Source organism: Citrobacter sp. ANG330 (assembly GCF_047467925.1).
Classification (GTDB): domain Bacteria; phylum Pseudomonadota; class Gammaproteobacteria; order Enterobacterales; family Enterobacteriaceae; genus Citrobacter_A; species Citrobacter_A amalonaticus_G.
In genome coordinates this window covers 281,577-298,064 of record NZ_JASJUI010000005.1, presented here as the reverse complement: position 1 = coordinate 298,064, position 16,488 = coordinate 281,577, and the positions used below count along the sequence as shown (strand labels likewise).

Sequence of the window (16,488 nt, the reverse complement as noted above, 5' to 3'; positions counted from 1 at the left end):
AATGAATTCATCTGATTATACTCAGACCATTACTACGGGGGTAGACCCGCGTAACCTGCCGGAATTCATCGCGATTCGCGAGGAAATCAATAAGGCCAGCCATCCGTCGCAACCGGAGTTGAACTGGAGATTGGTGGAATCGTTGGCGCTGGCTATTTTCAAAACCAACGGAGTGGATCTACACACCGCGACATACTACACGCTGGCACGCACCCGAACGCAGGGGCTGGTGGGTTTCTGCGAAGGAACTGAATTGCTGGCGGCGATGATTACTCATGAATGGGATACATTCTGGCCGCAGGGCGGTCCTGCACGGACAGAGATGCTGGACTGGTTCAATACCCGTACCGGGAATATCCTGCGCCAGCAGATATCTTTTGCGGAAAACGACCTGCCGCTGCTGCATCGCACTGAACGTGCTTTACAGATGATCAGTGACAAACTCCAGCAGGTGGAGCTGAAGCGTCAGCCACGTGTAGATAACCTATTATATTTTGTTCAAAATACACGAAAGCGGCTTGAGCCGCTTCCCAGAAGTAGCATTGATACTTCCTCTCAGCCGATGGTCAGAACGCTGGTCTATGCGCCAGAAAGTACTCTTTCCACTCCGACAGAGTTCATGCCGCCACTCCCCGAGTTGCCAGAAATGCGGGTGATTGTGCGTGGTATGTTGGATAACGCTGATAAGACAAAGACAGGCAGTTTGCTGAAAGGCTTCGTAACCGGTGTCGCCTGTACTGCTGTTATTTCGATCTCACTCTGGTGGTGGCTGGTACATCCCCTGCAACGTCAGCTCGCGCAAGTTCGTGACACCGCCCAGGGAGCGGCCAGCATCTGGTTGGTCTCCCCGGAACTGGACAGTTATGGCGAACGCCTGGAACAACTTCCCGAAACGTCGCCGCTGCAACTGCTGGAAACTGGAATGGAGATGATGCGAACCGCGGACAGTCGCTGGCCGGAGAATCAGAAACAGCAGCAGGCAACAGCACAGTGGAACGATATTCTGAAAAACCGTGCGCAGAACAGTCCGCAGCTAAGGGGCTGGTTGCAGACCCGCCAGGATTTACACGCCTTTGCTGACCTGGTGATGCAGCGCGAGAAAGAGGGGCTGACACTTTCCTATATAAAAAATGTCATCTGGCAGGCGGAGCGGGGCTTGGGTCAGGAGACACCTTTGGAGTCGTTGCTGACGCAGTACCAGGACGCCCGCATGCAGGGACAAAATGCTGAGGCCCTGGAAAAACAGATTAATGAACGGCTGGACGGCGTGTTAAGCCGCTGGCTGCTACTGAAAAACGGCGAAATGCCGGAAAAGAAAACTAAACCCGAAAAATAGCGACGAAATAAAAGGAGTTTATCATGGCAAATCCGGTTTATTTGACACTGAACGGCGACCTTCAGGGACTGATCTCAGCAGGCTGCTCTTCCCAGGCTTCCATTGGCAATAAGGCACAGATTGCGCATACGGATCAGATTATGGTGTTAGGTTTATCCCACGGGCTAACCCGCGCACAGAATGTGAATCATCAGACGCTGGTGATCCAGAAGCCGGTGGATAAATGTTCTCCGTTGCTGACTAAAGCTATCAGTGAAAACGAATGTTTGACCTGTGATTTTGAGTATTATCGTACCAACCGTTTTGGCATTAACGAGCTCTATTATAAGGTGAAGCTGATTAACGCCCGCATCGCCAACATTAAGCATGCTGTACCACATACGATTAATAACAGCCAGGGGCAACCGGAAGAGTCGGTGTCGCTGACCTATGAAAGTATCACTCAGGAACACTGTATTGCCGGAACCAGCGCCTACAGCCTGTGGGAAGAGCGACTTTTTTAGCGTGAATCGATCTGCTTTTTAAAAATACTTAGGCCACTGGCCACAATTAAAATGCCCAGTTAGTGAGGGGGATATTTTTGACTAAGTATATTGGTGTTATTTACTCATATAATACTGATAGCTTCTTTTTACAGCTAAATCAGATATTCCCTTAGCGTTGAATTATCAAGAATAATTAGAAATGCGATGATCCTAAACTGAATGTGGACAGACTATGGTGAAAATTAACAGAAAGCCTGTTAAAGGGTATCGATGCCTTTAAAAAGATGAAGCATCTACAAAAATGGCGAGAAATCCAGCAAATCGATGATGTGTTGCGACGACCAGGAATCTACCGTAGGCCTAAAAGCAAAAACCCGCCTTTTGGGCGGGTTCTCTGAATAGTGGTGCCCGGACTCGGACTAACGCCGCAGGCGTTGAGCAGCGCGCTTGTCGCGCTGACCCCGAAGGGGTGAGCCGCTTGCGGCGAATAATCGAACGGAGTTCGATGAGGAGTCCGGTTCACCAAAAGCAAAAACCCGCCTTTTGGGCGGGTTCTCTGAATAAGTGGTGCCCGGACTCGGACTAACGCCGCAGGCGTTGAGCAGCGCGCTTGTCGCGCTGACCCCGAAGGGGTGAGCCGCTTGCGGCGAATAATCGAACGGAGTTCGATGAGGAGTCCGGTTCACCAAAAGCAAAAACCCGCCTTTTGGGCGGGTTCTCTGAATAAGTGGTGCCCGGACTCGGACTAACGCCGCAGGCGTTGAGCAGCGCGCTTGTCGCGCTGACCCCGAAGGGGTGAGCCGCTTGCGGCGAATAATCGAACGGAGTTCGATGAGGAGTCCGGTTCTCCAAAAGCAAAAACCCGCCTTTTGGGCGGGTTCTCTGAATAAGTGGTGCCCGGACTCGGACTAACGCCGCAGGCGTTGAGCAGCGCGCTTGTCGCGCTGACCCCGAAGGGGTGAGCCGCTTGCGGCGAATAATCGAACGGAGTTCGATGAGGAGTCCGGTTCTCCAAAAGCAAAAACCCGCCTTTTGGGCGGGTTCTCTGAATAAGTGGTGCCCGGACTCGGACTAACGCCGCAGGCGTTGAGCAGCGCGCTTGTCGCGCTGACCCCGAAGGGGTGAGCCGCTTGCGGCGAATAATCGAACGGAGTTCGATGAGGAGTCCGGTTCACCAAAAGCAAAAACCCGCCTTTTGGGCGGGTTCTCTGAATAAGTGGTGCCCGGACTCGGAATCGAACCAAGGACACGGGGATTTTCAATCCCCTGCTCTACCGACTGAGCTATCCGGGCAACGGGGCGCATTAAAACCGATCCGCCTCGTTTCGTCAACGAAATTTCTTCAAATCGACGAAGACTGCACAATCTATCACCACTTTGCTGTTATTGCACGCATTCTCAGGCGAAGTACGCGGTCCAGGCGGCAGAAAGCGGCATCGCCAGCAGTAGCGCGGGGAGCATATTGACCACGGCAAACATTTTGATTCCGCAGATGCGTAAACCGGTGGCAACCAGCAATAATCCCCCGACCGAACTGAAATCGGCCATCATCGCGGGGGTGGTGAGTGGCAATATCAGCGCCGCGCAGGTCGCCAGCGAAAGCTGGATGAGCAGCATCGGAGCAGAGATAGCCGAAACGGCTATCCCGAGCGAACAGGCGAAGATCATGGCGGTAAAGAAATCGAGGAAGGATTTAGCAATCAGGATGCTCGGATCGCCGGTCATCCCTTCGCGCATCGCCCCAAAAATCCCCGTCCCGCTGGCGCAGAACAACACGATGATGGCGACGTAGTTCTGGATAAACGACTCATGAGGTTGCTTTTTACCTGGCCTCATAAAGAGAGTTTGCGCTTTGGCGACCGCATTATTGATCCCTTTTTCCAGATAACAGAATTCACCAATTAACGCGCCAACCAGCGTCGCCAGCACCATGACGGGAAGATTGGCGCATTTGACCACCAATAAGATACCAATGCCAAGTGATGCAAGACCAAAAATAGAGGTCATTGAGACACGAATCCGTTCCGGTAAACGTTGGCTAAGAAGGGCGCCGATAACGCCACCCACCAAAACGGCGCTGGCGTTAATAAAAGGTCCGATTACCACGTTTGCTCCCACTCATTATGTTTTCAGATTGCATTATTATGACCTGGTTCTCATTTCCAGTGTTGTTTAACCGCAACAAGTGTGCATAAGAATTAAATCTTGCCCCTCCTGGTCAAAGGTGCCATGATTGCGCGAATTTTCTCCAGTCTGTTTGGGGCCGCATGGGATGAACGTTTCACCTTCACATCGCCTTTCGCATCGCCGCTTAGCGCGATGGCTGCCCATTCTCGTTATTCCTTCCCTCTTTCTCACCATGCGGTGAGGGCAACGTATGCTCACTGCAGGACAACAGTAAAATCAGAAGCGGTCTGCTTTTACTGATGTCTGGCGGTCGGAGCTGGTGACCAGTTTGACCTGAACATCTCGTGGGGCAGGGCAATGAGCCTTGTCCGGGACTCTTATTCTCCCGAAACGGGTTTTTGCGCTTATGAAATCAATGAACATTGCCGCCAGTAGTGAACTGGTTTCTCGTTTATCTACTCATCGCGGCGTGGTGGCGCTGGACAGTACCGACTTTACCGATGTCGCTGCCGTCGTAATGACCGTTGCCGATAGCCGTAGCGGCATTCTTGCGTTGCTCAAACGTACGGGTTTTCATCTGCCGGTCTTTATTTTCACTGAAGAGAAAATGGATCTGCCCACAGGCGCGACGGCGCTCATTAGCGGAAATGCGCAGGAGTGGCTGGAGCTGGAATCCGCTGCCTGCCTGTACGAAGAAGATCTTCTGCCGCCGTTTTACGACACGCTGACGCAGTATGTGGATATGAAAAACAGCACGTTCGCCTGCCCGGGACATCAGCACGGCGCATTCTTTAAAAAACATCCCGCCGGACGTCATTTCTATGACTTCTTTGGTGAGAATGTTTTTCGTGCCGACATGTGCAATGCTGACGTGAAACTGGGTGATTTGCTGATTCACGAAGGTTCGGCCAAACATGCGCAAAAGTTTGCCGCCAAAGTTTTCCACGCCGATAAAACCTATTTCGTCCTGAACGGTACGTCGGCGGCGAATAAAGTGGTCACCAATGCGCTGCTGACGCGGGGCGATCTGGTGCTGTTCGATCGCAACAACCACAAGTCGAATCATCATGGTGCGCTGATTCAGGCGGGAGCCACGCCGGTCTATCTGGAGGCGGCCCGGAATCCGTTTGGTTTTATCGGCGGGATCGATGAACACTGCTTTGATGAAGCGTATCTGCGCGAACAGATCCGCGATGTAGCAGCAGAAAAGGCAGAGTTGCCGCGCCCCTTCAGGCTGGCAATCATCCAGTTAGGAACTTACGACGGCACGATTTACAACGCCCGTCAGGTGATCGACAAAATCGGTCATCTTTGTGACTACATTTTGTTTGATTCTGCCTGGGTTGGGTATGAGCAGTTTATTCCGATGATGGCCGACGGTTCGCCGCTGCTGCTGGAGCTCAATGAAAACGACCCGGGTATTTTCGTCACCCAGTCAGTGCATAAACAGCAGGCCGGGTTCTCACAGACCTCGCAGATCCACAAGAAAGATAATCACATTCGTGGTCAGGCGCGTTTCTGTCCGCATAAGCGGCTGAACAATGCGTTCATGCTGCACGCTTCAACCAGTCCGTTCTACCCGCTGTTTGCCGCGCTGGACGTTAATGCCAAAATCCACGAAGGGGAGAGTGGTCGACGTCTGTGGGCAGAGTGCGTGACGCTGGGGATTGAGGCGCGTAAGGCTATCCTGACCCATTGTAAGCTGCTTGCGCCGTTTATTCCGCCTGTTGTGGAGGGGAAGGCGTGGCAGTCGTATCCCACTGAGGTGATTGCCCGCGAGCGGCGTTTCTTCAGCTTTGCGCCGGGCGCGAAATGGCACGGCTTCGAAGGGTATGCCGACGATCAGTATTTTGTCGATCCGTGCAAGCTGCTACTTACCACGCCGGGTATTGATGCGCAGACCGGGCGTTATACCGATTTTGGTATTCCGGCTACCATTCTGGCCCACTACCTGCGTGAAAACGGTATTGTGCCGGAGAAGTGCGATCTCAACTCGATTCTGTTCCTGCTGACGCCCGCCGAGAGTCCGGAAAAAATGGCGCATTTAACGGCGATGCTGGCTCAGTTTGAACAGCATATCGAAGACGACACGCCGCTTGCGCAGGTGCTTCCGACTATCTTTAATAAATATCCGGTGCGCTATCGCGACTACACCCTGCGCGAACTGTGTCAGGAGATGCACGATCTGTACGTCAGCTTTGACGTGAAGGATCTGCAAAAAGCGATGTTCCGTCAGGAGAGCTTCCCGACGGTGGCGATGAACCCGCAGGATGCTCATAGCGCCTTTATTCGTGGTGATGTTGAACTGGTGCGCATTCGTGATGCCGGGGGCCGTATCGCGGCGGAAGGGGCGCTGCCGTATCCTCCAGGTGTGCTGTGCGTGGTGCCGGGAGAAATCTGGGGCGGTGCGGTGCAGCGTTATTTCCTGGCGCTGGAAGAGGGGGTGAATATGCTGCCTGGGTTCTCGCCGGAGTTGCAGGGCGTTTACAGTGAAACCGATGCTGACGGAATTAAGCGGCTGTACGGGTACGTGTTGAAGTAATCGAAGAAGCGTAGCCGGATAGCGCTCGCGCTTATCCGGCCTGCAGTTCAGCGTAGGCCGGATAAGACGCGTAAGCGTCGTCATCCGGCAAAGAGATTAATGTGCGACGGTCTGTGTGCCCGCCGGTACGCGAACGTGCTTGTACTTAAACAGCGCCACGAAGGCAAAGGCCAGAACCAGTGAGTAGCCGGCAAAAATCAGCCACACGGTCTGCCAGTCGGTAATGCCGTTCAGGGTGTAATGCTCTACCACTTTCCCGCTCACCACGCCGCCGAGGATACAGCCGAAGCCGTTGGTCATCATCAGGAACATGCCCTGCGCACTGGCGCGAATTTCCGGACGGACTTCTTTCTCAACGAACACCGAACCGGAGATATTGAAGAAGTCGAAGGCGCAGCCGTAAACAATCATCGACAGAACCAGCAGCACGGTCCCAAACGGGCTGGGGTCGCCGTAGGCGAACAGACCGAAGCGCAACATCCACGCCACGATACTGATCAACATGACGTTTTTAATCCCGTAACGGCTGAGGAAGAACGGAATGGTCAGGATGAACAGGGTTTCGGAGATCTGCGAGATCGACATCATCACCGACGCGTGCTCAACGATAAAGCTTCCGGAGAACAGCGGGTTGTTATCAAAGCTGTGCAGGAAGGTGTTCCCGAACATATTGGTAATTTGCAGCTCAGCCCCCAGCATCATCGAGAAGATGAAGAAGATAGCCATACGCTTGTTTTTAAACAGCGCGAAGGCATCCAGACCCAGCATCGAGGTCCAGCTTTGATTCTTCTGCTGATTCGCCACCGGAATGTGTGGCAGGGTCAACGTAAACAGCACCAGCACCACAGAGAGCGACGCGCCAATATACAGCTGCATATGGCTCAGTTCGAAACCGGAGAAGCTTACTGCCCACATGGCGGCGATGAAACCGATGGTGCCCCAGATGCGAATCGGCGGGAAGTCGGTAACGATGTCCATGCCTGCGTTCTGCAAGCGGTAATAGGAAATGGTGTTGATAAGCCCAAGCGTTGGCATATACGCCAGCGAGTTAAGCAGGATCACAAAGAACATCGCACCCGGCGTCGTGACTTCTGCGGCGATGAACAGCGTTACCGCACCCACCACGTGACAGATGGCGTAAACCCACTTTGCACTGAGCCATTTGTCCGCCACGATCCCCAAAAGGGTCGGCATCAGAACCGCCGCGATCCCCAGCGAGCTATAGACAGCACCAATAGAAGCACCGTCAAATTTGAGGGTGACAAACATATAGGAGCCGAGGGTGGTCAGCCAACTTCCCCACAGGCAGAACTGCAGAAAGGAGAGTATTTTCAGCTGCAGCTTAAGATTCATGTTAATTTCCTCACACAGGAAGGCGAATGGATGTTTCGATTGGCACAAATGCCGTGACTGTATGATGTGATTCTATCAATGACAATGGGTGATTTTTTGTTACCTGTGACAAATAATTGCAAAACAATACCTTTTTGCAATGCGAAATGGTGATGACTGTCACGCTTTTGGCACGCCCGCTCGCCGTTTTACCGGGAGCGGGGAAGAGGAGGATCAGTTCCGTCGATAGGTTTTTTGCGCGGAATTGACTTTATACAGGTAGCGGCGCGATTCAGCAGAAGGATGACGGGTGGTTAACGTCTGGTACACATCCCCTGGCGTCATGCTGTTGATGATATTCGCGGCCTGCACTTTATCACTGGAGAAGACGCGCAGTACGCTGCCCGCCCCGCCGTTATAAGCGGTGATCACCGCATAGCGTCGTGACGTTGGGTTATCGATGCCGCCAAGATAGACATTATTGAGCATCGCCAGATAGGCGGTACCGGTATCAATGTTGCTGGCGGGATCGAACAGTTCACTGCGGCTCGGGATACCGGAGCGACCCTGGGAACGATAAACGTCTTTTCCGGCGGTATGCTGAACCACCTGCATCAGCCCCAGCGCATCAGAACGGCTCACTGCGTATGGGTTGAAAGATGACTCCGTCTGCATAATCGCCAGAATCAGCGACTCATCAATGCCATATTTATGGGACGCTTTGCGCACCATGCCGAGGTATTTATGCGCACGTTTATCCAGGTGATTCGGCACCAGATTAATTGTCACGCTGAAAATCATGCGGATCCCGTTGCTGCGGCTTTTCATCCGCGTTTGCAACAGGTAATCGGCGAAATTCGTGGCCCGACCTTCCCAGCGAATCGGCTGGCCTGTGTTATCAAGCACCTGGCCGTACAGGAACGGTTCTCTGGAGATTTGAATGTCATCGACGTCAGAGTAGAGGTCGACGGAGGTGGGATCGTCACCCATCAGCAGCGTTTTAATGATGGCGCGACGCAAATGTGCCGCAGGTTCCGTCCCGGCGATAGTCTCAACGGTAATGGTCCCGTCGTCAAAGTTGATATGGCTGCGGGTCTGGTACTGATCGGTGTACTTCACGTAGTCCTTCGGACCGGCGATCAGCACTTCCTGATACCCCCACAGATTTTCAATGTTGTGGGCGAACTGCCCCATCAGAATGTCAAAACCGTTGGTATCCTTGACCCAGGCTTCATTATAAGAATCGCCTTTTTTGGTCGAACTGGAACAGGAGATGAGCAACGGCGCAATAACGGCAAGCGCGAGAAATTTTTTCATCATTCCGGGAGTGCGTGTTGTGTTTGTCGTTGTGCGGTGTTGCCGGACAGCGTTGAGCCATCCGGCAACGTGCTTATTTTTTATCTTCCGGCGTATAACCTTCGATATGCACGTCTTTGCCTTCAAACAGGAAGTTGATCATCTCTTGTTCCAGCAGTTTGCGATGCTCGACGTTCATCATATTGAGTTTCTTTTCGTTGATAAGCATAGTTTGCTTGTGCTGCCACTGCGCCCATGCTTCTTTTGAAATCTCGTTATAAATGCGTTTTCCCAGTTCGCCCGGGTACAGCTGGAAATCCTGTCCTTCTGCTTCACGCTGCAGGAAAGTGCAAAAAATCGTTCTGCTCATAACTTATCCTCTTCATCGTCCGGTGCGTTAAACGGGCGCACCGGTACGTAACTGCTGTAATAAACGCTCCACCGGAGCCGCCAGGCCAACGGATGGCGGTTGCGCTAAGTTATACCAGAGCACGTTGCCTTCATCCATGCATGAACCCATAGAGGACACAGTAAGCCACATAGGCACAATATCCAGATGGAAATGGCTGAACGTATGGCGAAACGCATTAAGTTGGGTCAAATTATTAGCGTTAACATGCCGTTGTGCCAGCCATTCCCGTAATTCCTCTTCACTGGCAAACTGTGGAAAACAGAATAACCCACCCCATAATCCGCTTGGCGGGCGTTGTGCCAGTAAGACCTCGTCCTGATGTTGCAGCAATAGAAAATAGCCTGTCCTCTCTGGCAGCGTCTGTTTCGGTTTCTTGCCGGGGTAAAGTGACCAACTGCCGTTCGCACAGGCGACACAACGGTTCTGCAACGGGCACAGCGAGCATTTCGGTTTTGAGCGCGTACATACCATTGCGCCTAAATCCATCATCGCCTGGTTAAAACGCGCCACGCCGTTCACTGGCGTAACCTGCTCGCTCAGATCCCAAAGCTTTTTCTCAACCTCTTTTTTACCCGGCCAGCCGCTAACAGCATAGCAGCGCGCCAGCACGCGTTTAACGTTGCCGTCCAGAATCGGAAAAGGTTTATCCAGCGAGAGAGAGAGCACCGCCCCGGCGGTTGAACGCCCGACGCCGGGGAGTGCCGCCACTTCTTCAAAGGTTTCCGGGAACACGCCGTTATGCAGAGTGGCAACCTGTTGCGCCGCCTTGTGCAGATTGCGCGCGCGGGCGTAGTAACCGAGCCCCGTCCACAGGTGAAGCACTTCGTCCAGCGGCGCGTTGGCGAGATCGGTCACCGTCGGAAAATGGGCCATAAACCGTTCAAAGTAGGGAATAACCGTTGCCACCTGCGTCTGTTGCAGCATCACTTCAGAGAGCCATACTTTGTAAGGCGTCTTATCAATTTGCCAGGGCAGGGTTTTTCGCCCGTATTTATCGTACCAGTCCAGAACCAGGGCTGAAAATTGAGACGCTTGCATGGTCACCGAATTCATTATTGTTGGGGGCCAGATTGCAGCACAGAGGCAACGGGGTGTAAACCGGAACTTTCCGCAGCGCGAGCGCTTCCTTTACTTGCATCCGGCAACTAACTTTGGATAATGCCCGTTTTCAGACTTTAATCACAAGCAGACTTAACTTTTATGAAAAACGACGTCATCTCACCGGAATTTGATGAAAACGGCCGTCCACTGCGCCGGATTCGTAGTTTTGTTCGTCGCCAGGGGCGGCTGACCAAAGGGCAGGAGCACGCGCTGGAAAACTACTGGCCGGTGATGGGCGTTGAATTCAGCGAAGAGCCGGTGGATTTCGTGACTTTGTTTGGCCGTGAAGCGCCGGTCACGCTTGAGATTGGCTTCGGTATGGGCGCTTCTCTGGTGGCGATGGCGAAAGCGCGCCCGGAGCAAAATTTCCTCGGTATTGAAGTTCACTCGCCGGGCGTGGGCGCCTGTCTGGCATCGGCCCAGGAAGAGGGCGTCGAGAACCTGCGTGTGATGTGTCATGACGCCGTTGAAGTGCTGCATAAAATGATTCCTGACAATTCTTTATCGATGGTTCAGCTCTTTTTCCCTGACCCGTGGCATAAAGCACGTCATAATAAACGCCGTATCGTTCAGGTGCCGTTTGCTGAGCTGGTGAAAAGCAAACTGAAGCTGGGCGGGGTTTTTCATATGGCGACCGACTGGGAAGCCTATGCGGAGCACATGCTTGAAGTGATGTCCTCCATTGACGGGTATAAAAACCTGTCAGAGAGTCAAGATTATGTACCGCGCCCACCATCGCGCCCGGTAACCAAATTTGAACAACGTGGCCATCGTCTTGGTCACGGCGTATGGGACTTAATGTTCGAGAGGGTGAAATAATGGCAAAGAACCGTAGCCGTCGTCTGCGTAAAAAAATGCACATCGACGAATTCCAGGAATTAGGATTTTCGGTGGCATGGCGTTTCCCGGAAGGCACATCTGAAGAGCAGGTTGATAAAATCGTTGATGACTTTATCAACGACGTTATTGAACCCAACAAACTGGCCTTTGACGGCAGCGGTTATCTGGCCTGGGAAGGTCTGATCTGCATGCAGGAAATCGGCAAGTGCACGGAAGAACATCAGGCGATTGTACGTAAGTGGCTGGAGGAGCACAAACTTGAAGAAGTGCGTACCAGCGAACTTTTCGACGTCTGGTGGGACTAACTACACATACGGGGCCAGCATTTGCTGGCCCGATTTGTCTTGAGGGAAAGTTATGATGCGCAAAACGCTGCTGGCGGCAGCCCTTTCTGTAACGGCGATGGCGGCTCATGCAGATTACCAGTGCAGCGTCACGCCGCGTGACGATGTGATTCTGAGCCCGCAGACGGTGCAGGTGAAGGGCGAAAACGGCAACCTGGTGATCACGCCGGATGGCAACGTGATGTACAACGGTAAACAATACACGCTGAGCGCCGCACAGCGCGAGCAGGCGAAAGATTACCAGGCCGAACTGCGCAGCGCGCTGCCGTGGATTGATGAAGGCGCCCGAAACCGTGTCGAAAAAGGGCGCGTGGCGCTGGATAAAATTATCGCCAAAGAAGTCGGCGAGAGCAGTAATATGCGCGGACGTCTGACGAAACTGGATGCCCAGTTGAAAGAGCAGATGAACCGGATTATTGAGCATCGTACCGACGGTCTGACCTTCCACTATAAAGCTATCGATCAGGTGCGTGCCGACGGTCAGCAACTGGTGAACCAGGCGATGGGCGGCATTTTGCAGGACAGCATCAACGAGATGGGGGCGAAAGCCGTACTGAAAGGCGGTGGGAATCCACTGCAGGGCGTGCTGGGTAGCCTCGGCGGATTGCAATCCGCGATCCAGACCGAATGGAAGAATCAGGAAAAAGACTTCCAGCAGTTCGGTAAAGACGTGTGCAGCCGCGTGGTGACGCTGGAAGATAACCGCAAGGCGCTGGTCAGCACGCTTAAATAAACTTTTCTTTTAAAACAATGGCACAGATCGTCTCTGTGCCATTTTGTTTTGCCTTTCCGCTTCGTTTTGATATCCACCTCTAAATTTAACAATCTAAAAAATATATTTGTCTGGTTAATTGGATGAAATCACATTATTCAGCTCTGGCATTGGGATAATGCGGCAAATTCACGTAACTGGAGAAATAACATGGAGTTTTTCAGGAAAACGGCACTGGCGGCACTGGTGATGGGTTTCAGCGGTGCAGCACTCGCCTTACCGAACGTTACCATTTTAGCGACCGGCGGGACGATTGCCGGTGGCGGTGACTCCGCAACCAAATCTAACTATACGGCGGGCAAAGTTGGCGTAGAGAATCTGGTCAAAGCCGTTCCTCAACTTAAGGATATCGCTAACGTTAAGGGTGAGCAGGTCGTCAATATCGGTTCGCAGGATATGAACGACGACGTCTGGTTAACCCTGGCGAAAAAGATCAATAACGAGTGTGACAGCACCGACGGCTTCGTGATTACCCACGGTACTGACACCATGGAAGAGACGGCGTACTTCCTCGATCTGACCGTGAAGTGCAACAAGCCGGTAGTGTTGGTCGGCGCAATGCGTCCGTCTACCGGGATGAGCGCGGACGGTCCGTTCAACCTCTATAACGCGGTAGTGACCGCGGCGGATAAAGCCTCTGCCAACCGTGGCGTGCTGGTGGTGATGAACGACACCGTGCTTGACGGGCGCGACGTGACCAAAACCAACACCACCGATGTGGCGACCTTTAAATCCGTAAACTACGGACCGCTGGGCTACATTCATAACGGCAAAATCGACTATCAACGCACGCCTGCGCGTAAGCACACCACCTCCACGCCGTTCGACGTTTCTAAGCTGAATGAACTCCCGAAGGTGGGGATCGTCTATAACTACGCGAATGCTTCAGATCTGCCGGCAAAAGCGCTGGTGGATGCTGGTTATGATGGAATTGTGAGCGCCGGTGTGGGTAACGGCAACCTGTATAAAACGGTCTTCGATACGCTGGCTACCGCGGCGCATAAAGGGACGGTTGTGGTGCGTTCTTCCCGCGTACCGACGGGTTCAACCACGCAGGATGCTGAAATCGATGATGCGAAGTACGGTTTTGTTGCCTCTGGTTCCCTGAACCCACAGAAGGCACGCGTACTGCTGCAACTGGCGCTGACTCAGACTAAAGATCCGAAACAGATCCAGACGATGTTTAATCAGTATTAATCGCTGAAGGCGGCTGCGTCCTGGCCTGTTCCAGGCCGGAAAGGCGCAGTCGCCATCTGGCAAATTGCCTGATGGCGCTACGCTTATCAGGCCTACGTTGACTACATCGTTACCGTTTACTCCGCCAGAAACAGCTCCAGCAGCGAATTCAAAAACAACTTACCGTGCTGAGTAATCTGCCAGTAATCATCACTCTCGGTCAGATACCCCTGGGCTATGGCCTCATCAAGCGGCTGACGAATCACCACTTCACTCAGTCCCGTATACTGCGTAAATTCAGCCCGCGGAGCCGCTTCCAGCAGACGGAAGCGGTTCATGAAAAATTCAAACGGTTTATCGACCTGTTCCACATCGCGCTGACTTTCCAGATAACGCCCCTGCATATAGCCACGCGGATGGCGCGTTTTGGTGGTACGCAGAATGCGGCCATCCGGGAACGTCACTTTGCCGTGTGCGCCGCAGCCAATCCCCAGGTAATCGCCAAAGCGCCAGTAGTTCAGGTTGTGCTGACACTGATAGCCCGGTCTGGCATAGGCTGAGGTTTCATACTGCTGATAACCTGCGGCGGTTAACAACTGGTGGCCCTGCTCAAAGATGTCCCACAATGCATCATCATCCGGTAATACTGGTGGGCGAGAACCAAACAGCGTATTCGGTTCAATCGTCAACTGATACCACGAGAGATGCGGCGGATTCAGCGCAATCGCCTGGCGCAGGTCGTCCAGCGCGTCGTCCAGCGACTGATCCGGCAGGCCGTGCATTAAATCGAGGTTAAAACTGCGCAGACCTAATCCACTGGCCAGGTTTGCCGCACGTTTGGCCTCCTGCGGGCCGTGAATGCGTCCCAGACGCTTCAGCTTCGGTTCGCTAAAGCTTTGCACGCCGATGGAAATACGGTTCACTCCTGCACGCTGATAATCAACAAAGCGATCGGCTTCGACCGTACCCGGATTCGCTTCCATGGTGATTTCTGCGTCTGCTGCCAGATTCAGGCGTGCACGCACGCCATCCAGCAGCGTTTGCATTGCCGGGCCAGAAAGCAGGCTTGGCGTACCGCCACCGATGAATATCGTCTTCACTTCACGGTCCTGCGCATACGCGACGTCCGCGTCGAGATCGCTCAGCAGATGCCGGACGTAATCATCGTGCGGGACTTCCCCTTTTAACGCATGCGAGTTGAAATCGCAGTACGGGCATTTCTGTACGCACCACGGGATGTGAATGTAAAGACTCAGCGGCGGCAACTTAACCATTACGTAAGGCGTCCAGCAGCAGTTTCAGCGCCTGTCCACGGTGAGAGATGGCGCTTTTTTCTTCACGGGTCAGTTCGGCGGCGGTTTTCCCTTCCGAAGGGACGAAGAAAATCGGGTCATAACCAAAGCCGCCGTTGCCTGCCGCCTGACGGGTGATGACGCCCGGCCAGCTACCATGACACACCAGCGGAGTGGGATCGTCTGCATGGCGCAGATAAACCAGCACGCAGTGGAAGCGCGCCTGGCGCTGATCGTCCGGCACATCTTTCAGGGTAAGCAGCAGCTTTTCCAGGTTCTTCTGGTCTGTCGCATCTTCGCCAGAATAGCGCGCAGAATAGATGCCCGGCGCGCCACCCAGTGCGTCCACAGCCAGACCTGAGTCGTCGGCAATCGCCGGTAAACCAGTGATTTGCGCAGCATGACGCGCTTTCAGAATCGCATTTTCAATAAAGGTTAGCCCAGTTTCTTCGGCAGAATCGACGCCGAGATCGGTTTGCGCCACCACATCAAGCCCGAAATCGCTGAGCAGCGACGCAAGCTCACGCACTTTACCGGCATTGCCGGTTGCGAGGACAACTTTTTGCATAGGATACCTAATCAGTTAACGCCGCGACTTCGGGCGGGATCTGTTGCGGATGAATGATTTTAACCTGTTTATGGCGGCCAAGTTCGCCCTTTTCAATGACAACCTGGCTCTTTGCCACACGGAACTGCTTACCGAGAAACTTCACCAGATGACTGTTCGCCTGGCCATCGACCGGTGGGGCGGTAATGGCGACTTTCAGTTCGTCGCCATGCAACCCCACGATGCTGTCACGGCTGGCTTTCGGCTGAATGTAGAGCCGTAACACCAGTCCGTCATCACAGCGTGTGACGGCACTCATAGCGCCATCCACAGCCCCGGCAGCAGCATATTACCGGTCGCTTGCAGCAGTTCGCCAATGCCCATGTTAATCACATACAGCAGCAGGACGAGGATCATTGGCGAGAAATCGATACCGCCCATGCCGGGGAGAATACGACGGATCGGGCGCAGCAGCGGATCGGCCAGTTGCATCAACACAAACTCAATCGGGCTACGGCCCTGACTTACCCAGCTCATAATGGCCATCACCAGCAGCACCCAGAATATGAGCAAGCCGATAGTTTTGAGGACGATCAGCACGGCGGCGATCCAGACGATCGGCAGGAAGGTCACCACTTTAAACAGCACTATCGCTTTGATAAAGCTGAGGATAAACGCAACAAGCAGCGAGGCGCTATCAACCGGCCCCATCGGCGGAATAATACGGCGCAGCGGCCCAATAATCGGTTGCGTCACTTTCACCACAAACTGGGAGAAAGGGTTGTAAAAGTCACAGCGAGCCCATTGCATCCACACGCGCAATAACAGCACCATGGTGTACAGCTCAATAACCGTTGAGAGCAAGAAGGTCAACGTATTCATGGCG

The 16,488-nt window shown here is 53.4% G+C and carries 16 protein-coding genes and 1 tRNA gene; 7 read left to right on the top strand and 10 right to left on the bottom strand.

The genetic code is table 11. The features are described from left to right. Nucleotide 1: 1 nt before the first annotated feature. On the top strand, nucleotides 2-1,336 hold the full coding sequence (locus QNN88_RS14130; RefSeq protein ID WP_414240772.1) for a VasL domain-containing protein: 1,335 nt from the start codon (nucleotides 2-4) through the stop codon (nucleotides 1,334-1,336). A 23-nt stretch (nucleotides 1,337-1,359) separates the two neighbouring features. Beyond that, nucleotides 1,360-1,839, top strand: a complete 480-nt coding sequence (locus QNN88_RS14125) for an Hcp family type VI secretion system effector (protein WP_414240771.1) — start codon at nucleotides 1,360-1,362, stop codon at nucleotides 1,837-1,839. A gap of 1,199 nt (nucleotides 1,840-3,038) precedes the next feature. Here the strand turns inward: QNN88_RS14125 and QNN88_RS14120 are convergent. Both QNN88_RS14120 and QNN88_RS14115 read right to left on the bottom strand, forming a co-directional pair. After that, a tRNA-Phe gene (locus tag QNN88_RS14120) sits at nucleotides 3,039-3,114 on the bottom strand. 105 nt (nucleotides 3,115-3,219) lie between these two features. Further along, nucleotides 3,220-3,927: a DUF554 domain-containing protein gene (locus QNN88_RS14115; RefSeq protein WP_414240770.1), complete on the bottom strand. Its 708-nt coding sequence runs from the start codon at nucleotides 3,925-3,927 to the stop codon at nucleotides 3,220-3,222. Nucleotides 3,928-4,354: 427 nt separating this feature from the next. On the opposite strand from QNN88_RS14115, the gene QNN88_RS14110 reads away from it, so the two are divergent. Next, nucleotides 4,355-6,490, top strand: coding sequence for an ornithine decarboxylase (locus tag QNN88_RS14110; RefSeq protein WP_414240769.1), 2,136 nt, complete (start codon nucleotides 4,355-4,357; stop codon nucleotides 6,488-6,490). A gap of 96 nt (nucleotides 6,491-6,586) precedes the next feature. Here the strand turns inward: QNN88_RS14110 and QNN88_RS14105 are convergent, their stop codons facing one another. From QNN88_RS14105 to mutY, 4 genes are all read right to left on the bottom strand, one after another. Further along, a complete protein-coding gene (locus QNN88_RS14105; protein ID WP_414240768.1) occupies nucleotides 6,587-7,843 on the bottom strand; it encodes a nucleoside permease in 1,257 nt (418 codons plus the stop codon). 213 nt (nucleotides 7,844-8,056) lie between these two features. Beyond that, nucleotides 8,057-9,139, bottom strand: a complete 1,083-nt coding sequence (gene mltC / locus QNN88_RS14100; RefSeq protein WP_414240797.1) for a membrane-bound lytic murein transglycosylase MltC — start codon at nucleotides 9,137-9,139, stop codon at nucleotides 8,057-8,059. A 73-nt stretch (nucleotides 9,140-9,212) separates the two neighbouring features. Continuing rightward, nucleotides 9,213-9,488 carry an oxidative damage protection protein gene (locus QNN88_RS14095; protein ID WP_042998071.1) on the bottom strand — a complete coding sequence of 92 codons (276 nt, stop codon included), beginning with the start codon at nucleotides 9,486-9,488 and terminating at the stop codon, nucleotides 9,213-9,215. 27 nt (nucleotides 9,489-9,515) lie between these two features. Beyond that, nucleotides 9,516-10,568: an A/G-specific adenine glycosylase gene (mutY, locus tag QNN88_RS14090; protein ID WP_414240767.1), complete on the bottom strand. Its 1,053-nt coding sequence runs from the start codon at nucleotides 10,566-10,568 to the stop codon at nucleotides 9,516-9,518. A gap of 162 nt (nucleotides 10,569-10,730) precedes the next feature. Here mutY and trmB point away from each other — a divergent pair, with 162 nt between their 5' ends. The 4 genes from trmB to ansB all read left to right on the top strand — a co-directional run bounded on the left by trmB (nucleotide 10,731) and on the right by ansB (nucleotide 13,784). Beyond that, on the top strand, nucleotides 10,731-11,450 hold the full coding sequence (trmB, locus tag QNN88_RS14085; protein ID WP_414240766.1) for a tRNA (guanosine(46)-N7)-methyltransferase TrmB: 720 nt from the start codon (nucleotides 10,731-10,733) through the stop codon (nucleotides 11,448-11,450). Further along, the gene (locus QNN88_RS14080; protein WP_061076322.1) at nucleotides 11,450-11,776 is read left to right on the top strand and encodes a YggL family protein; all 327 of its coding nucleotides are present in this window, start codon (nucleotides 11,450-11,452) and stop codon (nucleotides 11,774-11,776) included. Before trmB ends, QNN88_RS14080 begins: the two co-directional genes overlap by 1 nt. 52 nt (nucleotides 11,777-11,828) lie before the next feature. Beyond that, on the top strand, nucleotides 11,829-12,548 hold the full coding sequence (locus QNN88_RS14075; RefSeq protein WP_414240765.1) for a DUF2884 domain-containing protein: 720 nt from the start codon (nucleotides 11,829-11,831) through the stop codon (nucleotides 12,546-12,548). Between the two features lie 189 nt (nucleotides 12,549-12,737). Further along, nucleotides 12,738-13,784: an L-asparaginase 2 gene (ansB, locus tag QNN88_RS14070; protein ID WP_042998066.1), complete on the top strand. Its 1,047-nt coding sequence runs from the start codon at nucleotides 12,738-12,740 to the stop codon at nucleotides 13,782-13,784. Between the two features lie 116 nt (nucleotides 13,785-13,900). Here the strand turns inward: ansB and hemW are convergent, their stop codons facing one another. From hemW to QNN88_RS14050, 4 genes are read right to left on the bottom strand one after another with little or no spacing between them, the layout of a single operon-like run. Further along, on the bottom strand, nucleotides 13,901-15,037 hold the full coding sequence (gene hemW, locus QNN88_RS14065) for a radical SAM family heme chaperone HemW (protein WP_414240764.1): 1,137 nt from the start codon (nucleotides 15,035-15,037) through the stop codon (nucleotides 13,901-13,903). Next, nucleotides 15,030-15,623: an XTP/dITP diphosphatase gene (locus QNN88_RS14060; RefSeq protein WP_414240763.1), complete on the bottom strand. Its 594-nt coding sequence runs from the start codon at nucleotides 15,621-15,623 to the stop codon at nucleotides 15,030-15,032. The genes hemW and QNN88_RS14060 overlap by 8 nt, the downstream gene beginning before the upstream one ends. Nucleotides 15,624-15,630: 7 nt before the next feature. Next, nucleotides 15,631-15,921, bottom strand: a complete 291-nt coding sequence (yggU, locus tag QNN88_RS14055; RefSeq protein ID WP_044255664.1) for a DUF167 family protein YggU — start codon at nucleotides 15,919-15,921, stop codon at nucleotides 15,631-15,633. Then, a complete protein-coding gene (locus tag QNN88_RS14050) occupies nucleotides 15,918-16,484 on the bottom strand; it encodes a YggT family protein (protein ID WP_414240762.1) in 567 nt (188 codons plus the stop codon). The genes yggU and QNN88_RS14050 overlap by 4 nt, the downstream gene beginning before the upstream one ends. Nucleotides 16,485-16,488: the final 4 nt, after the last annotated feature.

Coding starts and splice junctions, on each gene's coding strand:
- mltC (WP_414240797.1), bottom strand. CDS start 9,139: ATGAAAAAATTTCTCGCGCTTGCCGTTATTGCGCCGTTGCTCATCTCC.
- yggU (WP_044255664.1), bottom strand. CDS start 15,921: ATGAGTGCCGTCACACGCTGTGATGACGGACTGGTGTTACGGCTCTAC.
- QNN88_RS14095 (WP_042998071.1), bottom strand. CDS start 9,488: ATGAGCAGAACGATTTTTTGCACTTTCCTGCAGCGTGAAGCAGAAGGA.
- trmB (WP_414240766.1), top strand. CDS start 10,731: ATGAAAAACGACGTCATCTCACCGGAATTTGATGAAAACGGCCGTCCA.
- QNN88_RS14110 (WP_414240769.1), top strand. CDS start 4,355: ATGAAATCAATGAACATTGCCGCCAGTAGTGAACTGGTTTCTCGTTTA.
- QNN88_RS14060 (WP_414240763.1), bottom strand. CDS start 15,623: ATGCAAAAAGTTGTCCTCGCAACCGGCAATGCCGGTAAAGTGCGTGAG.
- QNN88_RS14075 (WP_414240765.1), top strand. CDS start 11,829: ATGATGCGCAAAACGCTGCTGGCGGCAGCCCTTTCTGTAACGGCGATG.
- hemW (WP_414240764.1), bottom strand. CDS start 15,037: ATGGTTAAGTTGCCGCCGCTGAGTCTTTACATTCACATCCCGTGGTGC.
- ansB (WP_042998066.1), top strand. CDS start 12,738: ATGGAGTTTTTCAGGAAAACGGCACTGGCGGCACTGGTGATGGGTTTC.
- QNN88_RS14105 (WP_414240768.1), bottom strand. CDS start 7,843: ATGAATCTTAAGCTGCAGCTGAAAATACTCTCCTTTCTGCAGTTCTGC.
- QNN88_RS14080 (WP_061076322.1), top strand. CDS start 11,450: ATGGCAAAGAACCGTAGCCGTCGTCTGCGTAAAAAAATGCACATCGAC.
- QNN88_RS14050 (WP_414240762.1), bottom strand. CDS start 16,484: ATGAATACGTTGACCTTCTTGCTCTCAACGGTTATTGAGCTGTACACC.
- QNN88_RS14130 (WP_414240772.1), top strand. CDS start 2: ATGAATTCATCTGATTATACTCAGACCATTACTACGGGGGTAGACCCG.
- QNN88_RS14125 (WP_414240771.1), top strand. CDS start 1,360: ATGGCAAATCCGGTTTATTTGACACTGAACGGCGACCTTCAGGGACTG.
- mutY (WP_414240767.1), bottom strand. CDS start 10,568: ATGCAAGCGTCTCAATTTTCAGCCCTGGTTCTGGACTGGTACGATAAA.